The sequence below is a fragment of the Sandaracinomonas limnophila genome (assembly GCF_004005965.1).
GTDB classification, from domain to species: Bacteria; Bacteroidota; Bacteroidia; order Cytophagales; family Spirosomataceae; genus Sandaracinomonas; species Sandaracinomonas limnophila.
The window spans coordinates 1-14,339 of the sequence record NZ_SACY01000003.1 but is presented as its reverse complement, the minus strand read 5'-3'; the positions used below and the strand labels follow the sequence as shown (position 1 = coordinate 14,339).

Here is a 14,339-nt window from a genome sequence, read left to right as displayed (position 1 = left end):
CTAAGTAACTGCAAATTTCTTTGCCAAATATTTTGACAAACCTAATAGGCTAAATACAAAAATAGCGACAAACCATTGTTTTCCTATACTTGTCCATCCTGCATTCATGATAATAAGAGACAAAACCCCTGATTTTACTGCATTACCAATGTTTGGCCCAATCGGATTTTGAAAGGCTTTGTATAAAGGTGGATACAAAAAATAGGCATGAATTAATACAAAAGGTAAGGTAATCCATAATTTGTCATGCAATAAGGAATAATGTAATTGACCAATTTGAATGAATAAATAAAATGCGAAAGCAAGTGCCATGGGCCATTTTTTACTTCCATGAACCTCTCCTTTACTAATAAGTGTGATGGCAAAAATATATAAAAGAGGTAATAGGGTTAATTCAACGTGCTCAAAGAAATCTAATTCGTAAACGGACATTCCAAGGCCTAAATTTAAAGAGCGACAAAGTCCCATTATGACAGGTCCAGCTATTAAATAATTTTTTGCCCAAGAATCATATAAAAGTATGAATGCAACCAAAACGATGGATAATATTCCTGAAAAAATACTCTGTGAAAATGCAAGTCCAATTCCTAAGCAAAACAAAATAATTCCCCCCAAAATGGCTTCCTTCATCTGCAATCTACCAGAGGGTAGCGCCCTCTCAGGCCTTTCTATTTGATCTAATTTGAAATCAAAAACATCATTCATTACCACTCCTCCGGCATATAAACACATACTACTAATACCTAAAAAAAGTACAGGTAAGAATTGGTAATTGATACTTCCAAAGGTGAATCCAACGATTGACATCCCTGCTATAATATCACTTAATGCAGTAACAACATTTGCTGGCCTACAAAGTTCTAAAAAAGCTCTGATTTTACTCATTATCTAATAAAAATGGACGATTTATCAATTCTAGGTGACTGACCTCCCCTTAATACGGTGTTTCCATTGAACTTTTGACTTTGGTCAATTTGTAATCCATCAATAAAATCAGCCTCCTTTATTTGTCCACTTTGTGCAAAAGCATCTAAAGCATTTTGATAGGTTACTTTTTGAATATCTTGCTCAGAAATTCCATGAATTTTCATCAGTGCTGCTGTTTTCGGGATGGCCATTGGATCAGAAATGCCCCAATCTGCAGCGGAATTTACCATAATTCGCTCTGAACCATATTGTTTTACAATTTCTACCATTCGCTCATTTCCCATTTTGGTAAAAGGATAAATAGTGAATGCCGCATAAAATCCTTGATCTAAAACAGATTTTACAGTTTCTTCATTGTTATGGTCGATGATGACCATTTTTGGATCAATACCATGCTCCAAAGCGATGGCCATACTTCTCTCTGTTCCTTTTTTCTTGTCGCGGTGAGGTGTATGAACTTGAACAGGCAATTCAAATTCTTTTGCTAATTCAATTTGTGCCCGGTAATATTTTTCTTCCAATGCTGTTTGGTCATCAAAACCAATTTCACCTACTCCAACCACACCTTCTTTTTGAAGATATAGGGGTAAAATTTCCATTACCTCCTCAGCCAAGGCTTCATTATTTGCTTCTCTTGAATTTAATCCAATAGTACAATAATGTTTAATGCCAAATTGAGAAGAACGAAATCTTTCCCAACCTACCAAACTGGAAAAATAATCTTTAAATGATGCCAATCCTGTTCTTGGTTGTCCCAACCAAAAGGCTGGTTCAATAATTGCAACAATTCCTGCATCTGCCAAGGCTTCGTAATCGTCCGTTGTGCGAGAGGTCATGTGTATATGCGGATCAAAGAATTTCATTCCTTGAATGTAGGACTGGTAATTTACCGGTGTTAGGTCAACACTTTTTTCAATTTCGGTTCCTTCAAAATGAGAAGGGTTTTTATGATTTTGACACATCTTCTTGTCCAGTATATATAGGTTCGTTTACTTCTAAATGGGACCAATTAAATCCCTCAAATTTTTTAATTTTTGAACTATTTTGTTCAATAAGCCCTTTCAAATAAGCAGATTCAGATTCCAAACAAACCAAACTCGCTGCCAATTGGTCTTTTTCATCTTCCGATAGGAATAACCTTTCAATGTCTTTGGCAATCTCATCATTGATAAATGGAATGACTAATCGCCAAACTTGGGAAGGTACTCTTCTGTGTGCTGCCCATCGTTCGTGCGCGAAATCAGACAATGTCTCTGCTAAGGCTATATTTCGACGTTCATTTAAACCAATTATTTGGTGAATGGGTTTGTCATTAAAAATGCATTTTAAAATCAGTTGGTTCCATGCAGCTTCCTCAAAATAATTAAAAGGAAACGGGTTGTTGAAGGCAATTGCATCAAAAATGCTTCCAATATTGCTTCTAACCGCATCTTTTGCCCTTGAAATTACTATATCTGGGTAAGAAGAAAGAGATAAAAATTGTATTAAAGCAATGGATTCATTGATTTCAGCCGTTTCAAATAATTCATTTATCCATTTTTGAAAAATTTCTTTTTCATAATTTTCTTCTAAAAGAACTAGGAAATAGGCTCTAACTAATGAAATTGCATTACAAGTCTCCAAATTCCAATTAGGATCAATAGTTTGTAAAAAATCAAAAACACTAATTTCTTTTGATTCAATTTTTCGACCAGCTAAAACAAAGGCTAATGCCAAGTCTTTGGCTTCTCCTTTTTTTTTGGAATTTATCCATTGCAAATTTACATCTGATAAATTTGCTTGTAAAATTTTTGTAAGTTCGGCGGATTTTTTCAAAGCTTAGGTTTACTTTTATACGAAAATACTCAAAAATGGAATTTATTTTGTAAAATTTTATGAAATTGATGAAAATCAGCTTTATTTCAATAAGTATTTGCTCGAAATAAATAGTAACTTTCTAAAGCTTTACCATTTACGTGTTTGTTCTATATTAATTCATTTATTTTATGAGATACTCCTCAAAGTTATTTTTATCATTAATTATCCTAATTTCTACTTTTTCGAAAATTTATTCTCAAAAATTCACTATTGCAGACGTGAAATCTTACGCATTCCCGAATGAAATGGTGACTTCTTTACAAGGTGATAAGATTGCCTTAGCTATTAATGAAGAAGGCAGTCGAAATGTTTATGTGGGTGAAGCTCCTTCATTTAAATTGAGAAAATTGACCAATTTTGATGCAGATAACGGACAAGAAATCACTTCTATTTCTATCAGTTCTGATGGTAAATGGGTTGTATTTACTTTAGGTGGAGAGCATGGAGGTAATTGGGATGTATCCAAAGCTAGCAATCCTTCTTCTTCACAAATTCCTTCTAAAGTTAGAGTTTGTCAAATGTTATTTGCAGGTGGTCCTTTGCGTGTAATTTCAGAAGGCGACTTTCCGAAAATTTCTTCAGATGGAGAGGTTATTGCGTTTATTAAAGACGACCAACCTTGGGTATGCCATTTAGATACAGTAAAGGGTGATGATTTTTTAGAAATACCTCGACAATTAGTTTCAACCCGTGGAAAAGTAAGTGATTTGCAATGGTCACCCGTGAAAAATCAATTGGCCTTTACAGTAAATCGTGGTACATATTCGTTTGTAGGCCACACCAACTTAGGGAAGGAATTGGATTCTGAAATTATCAATTGGGTTGCGCCAGGATTTTACAAAGATTCTAGCCCACGCTGGTCGCCCGATGGCTCACAAATTGCATTTATAAGGACTGCAGCTTCTGGTGGTGCTGTGGATTCGCTATCCCAAAGAAAACCCAACCTTTGGAGTATTCAAATTTCTAATTTAAAAGATAAATTGTCAACCACTTTGTGGAGTTCTCCAAATACTCAAGCTGGCACTTTACCACCAACAGATGGGCATGCAAATTTGATGTTCCCCAACAAACAATTGTTGACTTTTACAAGTTACCACGATGGTTGGCCACATATTTATTCAATTTCTACTAAAGGTGGCCAAGCAACTCTATTAACACCAGGAAATTTTATGGTTGAGCATTTATCATTGAGCGCTGACGCAAAAAGTATTTTGTTCGATGGCAACTTTGGGAATGATCCATTAGATTACCACAGACGTCACATAGGTAAGGTTTCTGTAGATAAAGCAAATATGTCTTTTGTGACAAGTGGTGCTGGGAATGAATGGTCGGCAAAGAGTTTAGCAGGAAGCGATACGTATGCCTATTTAGGATCCACTGCCCAAAAAGGCCCTCAAGTGTATTTGAAAAATGGAAATCAAGCTGGTTCATCATTAACAGCAAATCTTTATCCAACAAAATTTCCTGAAAAGGCCTTGGTAACACCAACTTCAGTAGAATTTAAATCCTTAGATGGTTTAACTATTTATGGACAAGTATTTGACAATGGAGACGGAAAAACAAATAAACCAGCTGTCGTTTTCGTACACGGTGGACCATCTCGACAAATGTTGTTAGGCTGGCATTATTCTGATTATTATTCAAATGCTTACGCTTTAAATCAATATTTAGCTCAGGAAGGATTTGTGGTATTGTCGGTAAATTATCGTTTAGGAATTGGGTATGGATTTAGTTTTCAGCATCCAGCAAATTTCTTAGTTGCTCCTGAATACTGGGATGTGAAAGCCGCTGGCGAGTGGCTGGCAAAGCAGCCAAACGTAAATCCTAAAAAAATTGGTTTGTGGGGTGGTTCTTATGGAGGGTATTTAACCGCCATGGGATTAGGTAAAGATTCAAAATTGTTTGCAGCAGGTGTTGATATTCACGGTGTGCACGACTGGTTGGGCTATTCTCAAATGCAATTGTTTGGAGATGAAAATAAAAAAGCACCCGATGCAGAGTGGGCCGCTAATTTAATTTCTAAGGCCTCTCCAATTTCTTACACCAGCTCATGGACTTCACCCGTTTTGTTTATTCATGGAGATGATGACAGAAACGTCAATTTTCAACAAACTATTGATTTAATGAAACGTTTGGAAAAGAAAAAGGTTAAAATGGAATCTATGGTTATTGTAGATGACAATCACCATTGGGCTAAACATCAAAACTCAATTACAGTACTGGAGGCAACTGCAGAATTTTTAAAAAATCAGTTGATGAAGTAAAATGTGCAAGCATTTACCTAATTTTGCAAGATGAATGCAGAACGTCCGATAACCGATTGGTTGCCCTTAACCAAAAAAGAAGTTGAAAAAAGGGGATGGGAACAATTGGACGTAATTTTGATTTCAGGTGACGCCTATGTAGATCATCCATCCTTTGGTACAGCTGTAATCGGCCGAATTATAGAAAGTGAAGGTTTTAAAGTAGGTATTGTTGCCCAACCCAATTGGCAGGACGATTTACGAGATTTTAAAAAGTTAGGCACGCCTAAATATTTTTTTGGCGTTACTGCTGGTTGCATGGATTCCATGGTTAACCATTATACTGCTAACAAGCGCCTTCGCTCAAATGATTCTTATACTCCAGGTGGAGAGGCTGGTTTTAGACCAGATTATGCAACTGTTGTCTATTCCAAAATTTTAAAAGAGCTATATCCTGATGTCCCAGTAATGATTGGTGGAATAGAAGCTTCTTTGCGTCGAGTTACCCACTATGATTATTGGGCAGATAAATTATTTCCATCCATTTTAGAGGATTCAAAAGCAGATTTGTTGGTGTATGGTATGGGTGAACAACCCCTTCGTTCAATTATTCAAGAATTAAAAGCGGGTAAAAGTTTCAAGGATTTACACCAGATTAAACAAGTTGCATTCATTCAAAATAAAGAAGATAAATTGCCAGATTGGACTGAAACTGAAACAGTTGAATTGGCGAGCCATGAAGAATGTTTAGAAGATAAAATTAAATACGCCGCCAATTTTAAGGTCGTAGAAGTAGAATCTAATAAATGGCAAGCAGATCGAATTTTGCAAAAAATAGGTGAGAGAACTTTGGTGATTAATCCACCTTTTGTGACCATGACTGAACAAGAAATGGACAAATCATTTGACCTTCCTTATACTCGTTTACCTCATCCAAAGTATAAAAAGCGTGGACCCATTCCGGCTTTTGAAATGATAAAATTCTCTGTTAATATGCACAGAGGATGTTTTGGGGGTTGTAGTTTTTGCACTATTTCAGCTCATCAAGGTAAATTTATAGCTTCAAGAAGTGAAAAGTCAATCATGAAAGAAGTTGATTTTATCACCCAGCAAGACGATTTTAAGGGCTATATTTCTGACCTCGGTGGACCCTCTGCAAATATGTATAAAATGAAAGGGAAAGATGAGTCTATTTGTGCAAAATGCGTAAGTCCAAGCTGTATTCATCCAGTAATTTGTTCTAATTTAGATACAAATCATACCCCGATAACAGAGATATATAAAAAGGTAGATGCCCATCCGAAAATCAAAAAGGCTTTTGTGGGTTCTGGTATTCGATATGATTTGTTGGTAGATGATTTTAATAAAAATAATCAAGACAAGAATCATGATGTATATATGGAACAATTAATCACTCGACATGTTTCTGGTCGATTAAAGGTGGCACCTGAGCATACATCAGATAATACCTTGCGAATTATGCGAAAGCCATCTTTCAAATATTTCAAAAAGTTTAAGGAAAAATACGATCAGATTTCTGCCAAGTTCCAATTGCGTCAACCTTTGATTCCTTACTTTATTTCTTCGCACCCAGGTTGTGAAGAAGAGGATATGGCCAATTTAGCAGCAGAAACCAAGGATTTAGGCTTTCAATTGGAGCAAGTACAAGATTTTACCCCAACACCTATGACGGTAGCTGAGGTGATTTATTATTCTGGAGTGCATCCATATACTTTACAGCCAGTTAAAACCGCTAAAACTAGAGAAGAAAAATTAAACCAAAATAAATATTTCTTTTGGTACAAAGCAGAATATAAGGACTGGATTCGCAAGCGATTAAATCAAATGAATCGTGGTGATTTGGCTCAAAGATTATTAGGTTTTAATAAAAATAACAATCAAAATTTTAAAAAATGGAAGTAAGAGATAGTAATGGTAATTTATTAAATGAAGGAGATTCTGTAGTAGTAATTAAAGATTTAAAAGTACGTGGTTCTTCTGGTGTAATCAAAAGAGGAACAGTTGTGAAAAATATACGTTTAACAGACGATGAGGAAGAGGTAGAAGGAAAGGTAGAAAAATCTGTAATGGTTTTGAAAACTTGTTTTCTGAAAAAGTCTTAGTTTTCATTCTCCTCATTTGTATCATGGCTAATATCTAACTTTTTATTCGCATTGATACCCATTTTCTTTAAATTTTCCATTCGGGAAATTAAGTTACCTTTTCCAAATTGAAGTTTTGAAAAGGCTTTTTGGTGAGCATCTTCTGCTTTTTGGAGATGCTTTCCTATATCTTGCATGTCCTCAGTAAATCCCACAAATTTATCGTATAAATCGCCAGCTTTTTGGGCAATTTCAATAGCATTTCTGGTTTGATTTTCAATTTTCCAAACAGAGGCAATCGTTCGTAAGGTAGCCAAAAGGGTAGAAGGTGAAACCAAAACAATTTTTCTTTCCCAAGCAAATTGAAACAAAGAGTTGTCTTGGCTCATGGTTAAAGCAAATCCTGATTCAATCGGAATAAATAATAAAGTGAAATCAGGTGAGTTTAAATCTAATCCAGAGTGGTAATCTTTGGATGACAATAATTTAATATGATTTTTTAAAGATTCCATGTGGGCTTTTAAGGCAAGGGCTTTTTGCTCTGAACCATCTTCCGCCGAATGGTACTCTTCATAAGCTTTTAAAGATACTTTGCTGTCGATAATAATGTTTTTTTCGTCGGGTAAAAATATCACCGCATCAGGTTTGATGGTATCTTCTTGCTGATTCTTAGTAACAAATTGCGTTTTATATTCCCTATCTTTGACCAAGCCAGAGCTTTCTAAGACCCTTTCCAAGATTACTTCTCCCCAATTTCCTTGAATTTTATTTGAACCTTTTAAGGCATTTGTTAAATCCTCTGTTTTTTGGGTAACAGTTTGGTTAAGTTGGGTTAAACTCTTTATTTGTTCAAATAGTTGAATGTTTTGTTTGGTTGCCTCGTTTTGACTATCGTCCACTTTCTTTTCAAAATCCTTTAATTTTTCTTTTAAAGGAGTCAATACTTCTGTTAATCGCTGTTCTTGTTGAGAGTGTAAAATTTTGCCTTGTCGCAAAATGGTTTCATTTGAAATATCGCTCATCATTTTGCGCAAATTTGACTCATTATTTTTTTGTTCTTCTAAGGATTTTTGAACCTCTTCCATTTTACCTTTTAAGAAAGCATTTGCTTGGTTTAATGACAAATTCTCAGATTCTAATTGTGAATATTTTTTCAATTGTCCTTGAAAAAGGAAATAAGTTAAACCAATACCAATTAGTGTTCCAGCGATAAATAAAGCGATTTCCATAGCATTTTTTTACAAATATGTGTAGAAATTGATTAGAAAGGAAGCAAGTGAAAAAAATCCAGTGACAAAAAAAAGCCAGTCAAAGACCGGCTCATTTTTAAAATACCTAACCACTAATAATCTTAAATATCTTTTGGCAGTTAACTGCTCTAAATTTCTGATACAAAATTACAACTTATTTTATAAAAATTATCAAGTACCCTATAATTTTATTGTAATTTCATGAAAATATTTTTTCTCTACTAATCATCGCCTATGAAATCTCCTAAAAAGCAATTAATTATTCTAAAAATAGGCATTTTTGCTTTTTTAAGTATCTATTTAATGAGTTGTTCAAGTAGCTCTGAAAAGGTGGATTCTGCTACTGAAATTAAATTAAGTCCTACTGATCAAAAAATAAAAGATGCTTGGGATGAACTTTCACCTACTAGTCAGAAAATTTTAGGTTCATTTGTTGGAATTATTCGCGACAAAAATTGGGGAGATTCTATCGATAAAATTTCTGAAAATTTAGAGAAATCAGAATCTCAGCCGGAAAACGGGATTTCTTATTCCCTTTATTTTGATGATACAGACCTTAATTTTGTAGATATTTCCTATTTAGGTCAATCGGGTAAATTGAATCAGATTATTTTTGATGTGTATTTAGAGGAGCCTAGTGAGGTAAAAAAAATTAAAGAAGAAGTGGCTCGTTTTCTTACAAATCAATATGGTTCATTTGAGCAAAAAGATTCTGAATTTATTTGGGATAAAAATCAAAAAACCCGAATCAAATTTACAGACATGAGTACTGCAAAAGATCCAGGTTTAAAGTTAGAATTTATTGAAAAGCCTTAAGCCTTCCAAATCCAATTTCTGGTATCTGTTTTTTTACCTAAACGAATATCGTTAATTTCTTGGTAAACCTTAGCAGAAAAACCATCGGGTTTTCTTTCTGGTAAATCATAATCCTTTCCATTGTAGCCAATCGTTTGAATAGGGGCTATAACTGCAGCGGTACCAGCACCAAATGCCTCTTGAACTTTTCCTGATTCAATGCCTTTTACCAGTTCCTCAACAGATAAAAGCCTTTCTTGTACATCCATTCCCCAATCTTTGGCCACTTGAAGTACACTTTTTCTAGTTACACCATCTAAAATCGTATCACCTGTAGGAGCTGTTACAAGCGCACCGTCGATTATGAACATTAAGTTCATGGTTCCAGCTTCCTCTACATAGGTATGTGTTGCAGCGTCTGTCCAAATGATTTGGTCATATCCTTCTTTGTTTGCCAATTGAGTTGGGAATAAAGAACCTCCGTAATTACCAGCATTTTTGGCAAATCCTACTCCTCCTTTAGCTGCGCGAATGTATTCTGTTTCAATTTTTACACGCAGTGGTTTCGCATAGTAAGATCCTACTGGACAATTGAAAATGATAAATTTATAGGTACTTGAAGGAGTTACCCCTACGTATTCATCCGTTGCAAACATAAATGGACGAATGTATAAGGAGCACCCATCTTGAGATGGTACCCAATTTTTATCAAGTTTAAGTAATTCTTTTAATCCACCTAAGAAAATATCTTCAGGAACCTCAGGCATGCACATTCTTGCAGCCGATTTATTAAATCTTTTCCAGTTTTCTTCAGGTCTAAAAACCAAAATATCACCTGCATCTGAGCGATAGGCTTTCATTCCTTCAAAAATGGCTTGGCCATAATGAAGCGACATCATGGCAGGTTGAAAACTTAATGGGCCATAAGGTTGGATAGTAGCTTTTTGCCACTTTCCATCTGCATATTCTGCTACCAACATGTGGTCAGCAAATACTTTTCCAAAACCTAATTGGTTAAAATCTACTTCAGCAATTCTCGAATTCGAGATTTTATTTATATCAATTTGCATAAATTTTTAGGGGTCTATTTGCCAGATTTCCAAGGAATTTCAGGTACATTTAATTCCTTATGTAAATATCGGCATACTATAAAAAGGTAATCAGATAATCTATTTAGGTAGGCAATTGCCGTTTGGTAATCTTCTTTTTCCTCGGTGATTACCCAGTGAATTAATGTTCTTTCTGCTCTTCGGCAGACGGCTCTTGCAATTTGAGTTTGCGCAATTAATTCGTTTCCACCAGGCAAAATAAAATTCTTCAAAGGACTTAATTTTGATTCAATTTGATCAATTTCCTCCTCCAAATAAACAATGTCATGTAAAGAAACTAATTTCATGTTCCCTAATAATTCAGGTGAATTAGATGAAATGTGAGCTCCTAAGGCAAAAAGACTTTTCTGAATTTCCGCAATCGACTGTTCAATGTTTTTGGGTAAATTACAGGCAATTAATCCCAAATGGCAATTTAATTCATCAATTTCACCAATAGCCTGAATTCTACTTTCAGCCTTATGTAAACCCGTGCCATCTGCTAGCTGAGTATAACCCTGGTCTCCATTTTTAGTGTAAATCTTCATTAAAATTAAAGCTGTAATTACAAATCTAAAATTTTACGACTTAAATTCCAATTCAATTTTTCATAAATCATTAGTTCAATTGCGAGTTCTGTTATAATTTTGCAAGAATTTTCAGAGATATGTCAATAGATCATTTTGTTTCAAGATTTTGGAGAGTGGCTTCGATAATTGCCTTTGGCATAACTTTATTGTTTACTTATCGTGGTTTACCAGATCCAACTGCAGTACATTTTGGGGAATCGGGAAGAGGAGATGGTTTTTTGCCAAAGGAGGAAATTTTTTACTTATTGGCTGCCTTGGTAACCTTTATCAATGTATTAATTTTACTATTAATCAAAAATATTCAAAAAGTTCCAGTCGCTGTTTTTGAGAAAATTTTTACCATTTTTCAATCCAAGGGTGGCGAATTAATTCAAAAGGTACTTTGCAATTGGGTTCATTTTTTGGCAGCTGGAATCAATACCTTTTTGTTATTAGCTCTTCGAATTCTTTTATTATTAAATGATGAAAGAACTTTTGATGCCGACTATTCTTATCTTCCTTGGGTTGGTTATTTGTTAATAGCGGCATGGATTTTATATTTTCCCTTTCGATTAGTTTTGAGTGCTGATTTTAAGGAAAAATGAAAAAGATTTTAATGCCAGAGGTATGGATAAATGAGTATGATTATCCTCTTCCTGATGAACAAATTGCCCAAAATCCACTAGCTCAAAGAGACTCATCGCGCTTATTAGTGTTTCAAAATCAGCAAATTGTACACAAGAATTTTTCAGATTTAGCCGATTTTATACCTGAAAATTCGATGATGATTTTTAATGATACAAAGGTAATTCCTGCACGTATTTTTGTCCAAAAATCTTCCGGAGCTCATATTGAGCTATTTTTGTTGCGACCAAATGTTCATCAAAACTTGACAGAAGTTTTAGAGATGACGGAAAGTTCCATGATTTGGGAAGTGATGGTCGGTAATAAAAAAAGGTGGAAGTTAGCTGAGGTTTTGCAAAAAGAAATTTTAGTTGGTGGTCAAAAAAATGCTGTTAAATTTTCGTGGGTCGACAGGGAAATGAATTGGGTTGAAATTAGTTGGGAAGGGAAATTTACAATGGAAGTGATTTTGGAGCAAATTGGAAATACTCCATTGCCTCCTTATATGCAAAGGGATTCTACTATTGAGGACCAAACAAGGTACCAAACAATATTTTCAAAGGCCATTGGGGCGGTTGCTGCACCAACTGCCTCTTTGCATTTTTCTGAAAAAACATTTCAGAATTTGAATCAAAAAAATGTAAATAAGCAATATTTAACGCTGCATGTTGGTGCTGGAACTTTTTTGCCAGTAAAAGAGGAAAATGTTTCAAAACATCCAATGCATAGGGAACAAATTATAGTTTCTGCAGAATTTATTAAAAACTTACTAGCACATCAGGGGAAATTTATTCCTGTAGGCACCACGGCCTTGAGGGCATTAGAAAGTCTTTATTGGTCGGGAGTTTACCTTTTACAAGAAAATAATTCAGTGGAATTTCCTGTATTGATTTCTAAGGAATTTGCTTATCAAGAGCAAGAACAAATAAGTTGTCAACAATCACTTGAAAATATTTTAAATTATCTACAGCTAAAAGGAATGGGAAATTGGGTTGTAGAAACAGAACTTTTGATCATGCCAGGCTATCAATTTAGATTTTGCGATGCCTTAGTAACTAATTTTCATCAACCTAAGTCTACGTTACTTGTATTAGTTTCTGCATTGGTAGGTTCCCATTGGAAGGATATTTATCAAAATGCATTAGACGAAAATTATCGATTTTTGAGTTACGGAGATTCCTCTTTATTGTTTAATCAAAATATGCCAAAATTTACTTAATTTTGCATCCCATTGATTAAAATTTTACGAAATGTCATTGAATTTTATTGAAGAATTACGTTGGAGAGGAATGTTGCATGATATGATTCCAGGTTTGGAAGAACATTTGCAAAAAGAATTAACAACAGCCTATATTGGTTTTGACCCAACAGCGCCAAGTTTACATATTGGAAATTTGGCGGCGATTATGTTGTTGAAACACTTTCAACTGGCTGGCCATAAACCAATCGCTTTGGTGGGTGGAGCAACGGGAATGATTGGGGATCCATCTGGTAAAAGTGCAGAGCGTGATTTTTTATCAGAAGAGACCTTGCGTGAAAATCAAATTGGTATCAAAGCTCAATTGGAAAAGTTTTTAGATTTTGAATGTGGAGCCACTTCTGCTGAAGTAGTTAATAATTATGATTGGTTTAAAGAGTTTTCCTTTTTAGGGTTCTTGCGGGAGGCAGGTAAGTTTTTGACAGTTAATTACATGATGTCGAAAGACTCTGTTCAAAAAAGGTTAGAAACCGGACTGTCTTTTACGGAATTTTCTTATCAACTACTACAAGGTTATGATTTTTACCATTTGTACAAAACCAAGAATGTACGTTTGCAAATGGGAGGGTCTGATCAATGGGGGAATATTACAACGGGTACTGAAATCATTCGTCGAAAAACTGAAGAAGATAATGATGATAGGGCCTATGCTTTGACAACACCTTTGGTAACCAAGGCTGATGGTTCAAAATTTGGGAAGTCGGAGAGCGGAAATGTTTGGTTGGACGCCTCCAAAACTAGTCCTTATCAGTTTTACCAATTTTGGTTAAATGCAGCAGATGCAGATTGTGCTCGTTTAATTCGTGTTTTTACCTTGTTTTCGAAACAAGATATAGAGGCGATGGAAAAAGAGCATGCAGACGCTCCGCATTTACGTATTTTGCAAAAGGCCATTGCAGAGGAGGTGACCACTCGCGTACATGGTGCAGCTATTACGGCATTGGTAAATGAGGCGAGTGGATTGTTATTTTCAAAAGATGCAGTTGAACTATTGGCAAATGCTTCGGAGGAATTGTTGGCGCAATTACCGGTATTGGAAGTAGCGAGTGAAGATCTATTGGAATGTAATAATTTAACCGATTTGGTATCTGTTGGAACAAAAAATATAATTTTTTCTTCAAAGGGGGATGCAAGAAAGGCTATTCAAGGGAATGCACTTAGTGTAAATAAGGTTAAAGTTACAGATCCTCAAACTGACTGGAAATCAATTGATAAGATTAGAGGGAAGTATGTTTTGGTGGGCAATGGAAAGCAGAAAAACTATTTATTGCTATTTAAATAGATAAAAAAAATTAAAAATTTCTTTGGTATAAATTTGGACAAAAGAAATAAACCTTGCATCTTTGCACTCCCAACCACTGAACAAAAGAGTTCGGTGCAATTAAAAGAAGGATTTTGTCCCGATTTTAAAACGTTCTTTGAAGTGTTGATAGAAGTAGACGATTTTACTCTTTGGATGTAAACGAAGAGGGTAAGATTTAATTGTAGCATTCTAAAAAAAGATTGGATAGACAATTCTTATTTTAATTATAAGAGCAAGTCAAATGAATCCGTAAGATTATTTACAATGGAGAGTTTGATCCTGGCTCAGGATGAACGCTAGCGGCAGGCCTAATACATGCAAGT

Annotated in this window: 14 protein-coding genes and 1 rRNA gene; 9 read left to right on the top strand and 6 right to left on the bottom strand. The window is 35.0% G+C overall.

Annotated elements, in window-relative coordinates; all coding sequences use genetic code 11:
- Genes eboC through EOJ36_RS06220 form a run of 3 tightly spaced genes read right to left on the bottom strand, consistent with a single transcriptional unit; the run spans position 1 to position 2,742 of the window.
- Complete coding sequence (gene eboC, locus EOJ36_RS06230; protein ID WP_127803475.1) at positions 1–885, bottom strand: UbiA-like protein EboC; 885 nt, start codon at positions 883–885, stop codon at positions 1–3.
- The gene (locus tag EOJ36_RS06225; protein WP_127803473.1) at positions 885–1,889 is read right to left on the bottom strand and encodes a TatD family hydrolase; all 1,005 of its coding nucleotides are present in this window, start codon (positions 1,887–1,889) and stop codon (positions 885–887) included. Before EOJ36_RS06225 ends, eboC begins: the two co-directional genes overlap by 1 nt.
- Positions 1,873–2,742: an EboA domain-containing protein gene (locus EOJ36_RS06220; protein WP_127803471.1), complete on the bottom strand. Its 870-nt coding sequence runs from the start codon at positions 2,740–2,742 to the stop codon at positions 1,873–1,875. The genes EOJ36_RS06225 and EOJ36_RS06220 overlap by 17 nt, the downstream gene beginning before the upstream one ends.
- 170 nt (positions 2,743–2,912) lie before the next feature.
- Between EOJ36_RS06220 and EOJ36_RS06215 the strand changes: the two genes are divergently transcribed.
- Genes EOJ36_RS06215 through EOJ36_RS06205 form a run of 3 tightly spaced genes read left to right on the top strand, consistent with a single transcriptional unit; the run spans position 2,913 to position 7,150 of the window.
- Positions 2,913–5,048 (top strand): S9 family peptidase, encoded by a 2,136-nt coding sequence (locus EOJ36_RS06215; protein ID WP_127803469.1) that lies wholly within the window; start codon positions 2,913–2,915, stop codon positions 5,046–5,048.
- A gap of 30 nt (positions 5,049–5,078) precedes the next feature.
- Positions 5,079–6,950: a YgiQ family radical SAM protein gene (locus EOJ36_RS06210; RefSeq protein ID WP_127803467.1), complete on the top strand. Its 1,872-nt coding sequence runs from the start codon at positions 5,079–5,081 to the stop codon at positions 6,948–6,950.
- The gene (locus EOJ36_RS06205; RefSeq protein WP_127803465.1) at positions 6,941–7,150 is read left to right on the top strand and encodes an alkylphosphonate utilization protein; all 210 of its coding nucleotides are present in this window, start codon (positions 6,941–6,943) and stop codon (positions 7,148–7,150) included. The genes EOJ36_RS06210 and EOJ36_RS06205 overlap by 10 nt, the downstream gene beginning before the upstream one ends.
- Here EOJ36_RS06205 and EOJ36_RS06200 read toward each other — a convergent pair.
- Positions 7,147–8,358 carry a DNA recombination protein RmuC gene (locus tag EOJ36_RS06200; RefSeq protein ID WP_127803463.1) on the bottom strand — a complete coding sequence of 404 codons (1,212 nt, stop codon included), beginning with the start codon at positions 8,356–8,358 and terminating at the stop codon, positions 7,147–7,149. The two genes, EOJ36_RS06205 and EOJ36_RS06200, sit on opposite strands and share 4 nt — an antisense overlap.
- Before the next feature lie 255 nt (positions 8,359–8,613).
- On the opposite strand from EOJ36_RS06200, the gene EOJ36_RS06195 reads away from it, so the two are divergent.
- A complete protein-coding gene (locus tag EOJ36_RS06195; RefSeq protein WP_127803461.1) occupies positions 8,614–9,195 on the top strand; it encodes a hypothetical protein in 582 nt (193 codons plus the stop codon).
- Here the strand turns inward: EOJ36_RS06195 and EOJ36_RS06190 are convergent.
- Together EOJ36_RS06190 and EOJ36_RS06185 are read right to left on the bottom strand one after the other, a co-directional pair.
- Positions 9,192–10,244, bottom strand: coding sequence for a branched-chain amino acid aminotransferase (locus EOJ36_RS06190; RefSeq protein WP_127803459.1), 1,053 nt, complete (start codon positions 10,242–10,244; stop codon positions 9,192–9,194). The two genes, EOJ36_RS06195 and EOJ36_RS06190, sit on opposite strands and share 4 nt — an antisense overlap.
- A gap of 14 nt (positions 10,245–10,258) precedes the next feature.
- Positions 10,259–10,810 (bottom strand): cob(I)yrinic acid a,c-diamide adenosyltransferase, encoded by a 552-nt coding sequence (locus EOJ36_RS06185; RefSeq protein ID WP_127803457.1) that lies wholly within the window; start codon positions 10,808–10,810, stop codon positions 10,259–10,261.
- A gap of 119 nt (positions 10,811–10,929) precedes the next feature.
- On the opposite strand from EOJ36_RS06185, the gene EOJ36_RS06180 reads away from it, so the two are divergent.
- The 5 genes from EOJ36_RS06180 to EOJ36_RS06165 form a co-directional block, all read left to right on the top strand.
- Positions 10,930–11,436 carry an SdpI family protein gene (locus EOJ36_RS06180; protein ID WP_127803455.1) on the top strand — a complete coding sequence of 169 codons (507 nt, stop codon included), beginning with the start codon at positions 10,930–10,932 and terminating at the stop codon, positions 11,434–11,436.
- The gene (locus tag EOJ36_RS06175; RefSeq protein ID WP_127803453.1) at positions 11,433–12,674 is read left to right on the top strand and encodes an S-adenosylmethionine:tRNA ribosyltransferase-isomerase; all 1,242 of its coding nucleotides are present in this window, start codon (positions 11,433–11,435) and stop codon (positions 12,672–12,674) included. Before EOJ36_RS06180 ends, EOJ36_RS06175 begins: the two co-directional genes overlap by 4 nt.
- Before the next feature lie 37 nt (positions 12,675–12,711).
- Positions 12,712–13,995, top strand: coding sequence for a tyrosine--tRNA ligase (gene tyrS / locus EOJ36_RS06170; RefSeq protein ID WP_127804403.1), 1,284 nt, complete (start codon positions 12,712–12,714; stop codon positions 13,993–13,995).
- A 33-nt stretch (positions 13,996–14,028) separates the two neighbouring features.
- On the top strand, positions 14,029–14,175 hold the full coding sequence (locus tag EOJ36_RS11965; protein WP_164847859.1) for a hypothetical protein: 147 nt from the start codon (positions 14,029–14,031) through the stop codon (positions 14,173–14,175).
- Between the two features lie 102 nt (positions 14,176–14,277).
- Positions 14,278–14,339, top strand: a 16S ribosomal RNA gene (locus EOJ36_RS06165); the annotation flags it as partial.

Bases quoted from the DNA above. Each gene is read 5' to 3' on its own strand.
- eboC (WP_127803475.1), bottom strand. From the start codon at position 885: ATGAGTAAAATCAGAGCTTTTTTAGAACTTTGTAGGCCAGCAAATGTT.
- EOJ36_RS06225 (WP_127803473.1), bottom strand. From the start codon at position 1,889: ATGTGTCAAAATCATAAAAACCCTTCTCATTTTGAAGGAACCGAAATT.
- EOJ36_RS06215 (WP_127803469.1), top strand. From the start codon at position 2,913: ATGAGATACTCCTCAAAGTTATTTTTATCATTAATTATCCTAATTTCT.
- EOJ36_RS06210 (WP_127803467.1), top strand. From the start codon at position 5,079: ATGAATGCAGAACGTCCGATAACCGATTGGTTGCCCTTAACCAAAAAA.
- EOJ36_RS06205 (WP_127803465.1), top strand. From the start codon at position 6,941: ATGGAAGTAAGAGATAGTAATGGTAATTTATTAAATGAAGGAGATTCT.
- EOJ36_RS06200 (WP_127803463.1), bottom strand. From the start codon at position 8,358: ATGGAAATCGCTTTATTTATCGCTGGAACACTAATTGGTATTGGTTTA.
- EOJ36_RS06195 (WP_127803461.1), top strand. From the start codon at position 8,614: ATGAAATCTCCTAAAAAGCAATTAATTATTCTAAAAATAGGCATTTTT.
- EOJ36_RS06190 (WP_127803459.1), bottom strand. From the start codon at position 10,244: ATGCAAATTGATATAAATAAAATCTCGAATTCGAGAATTGCTGAAGTA.
- EOJ36_RS06185 (WP_127803457.1), bottom strand. From the start codon at position 10,810: ATGAAGATTTACACTAAAAATGGAGACCAGGGTTATACTCAGCTAGCA.
- EOJ36_RS06180 (WP_127803455.1), top strand. From the start codon at position 10,930: ATGTCAATAGATCATTTTGTTTCAAGATTTTGGAGAGTGGCTTCGATA.
- EOJ36_RS06175 (WP_127803453.1), top strand. From the start codon at position 11,433: ATGAAAAAGATTTTAATGCCAGAGGTATGGATAAATGAGTATGATTAT.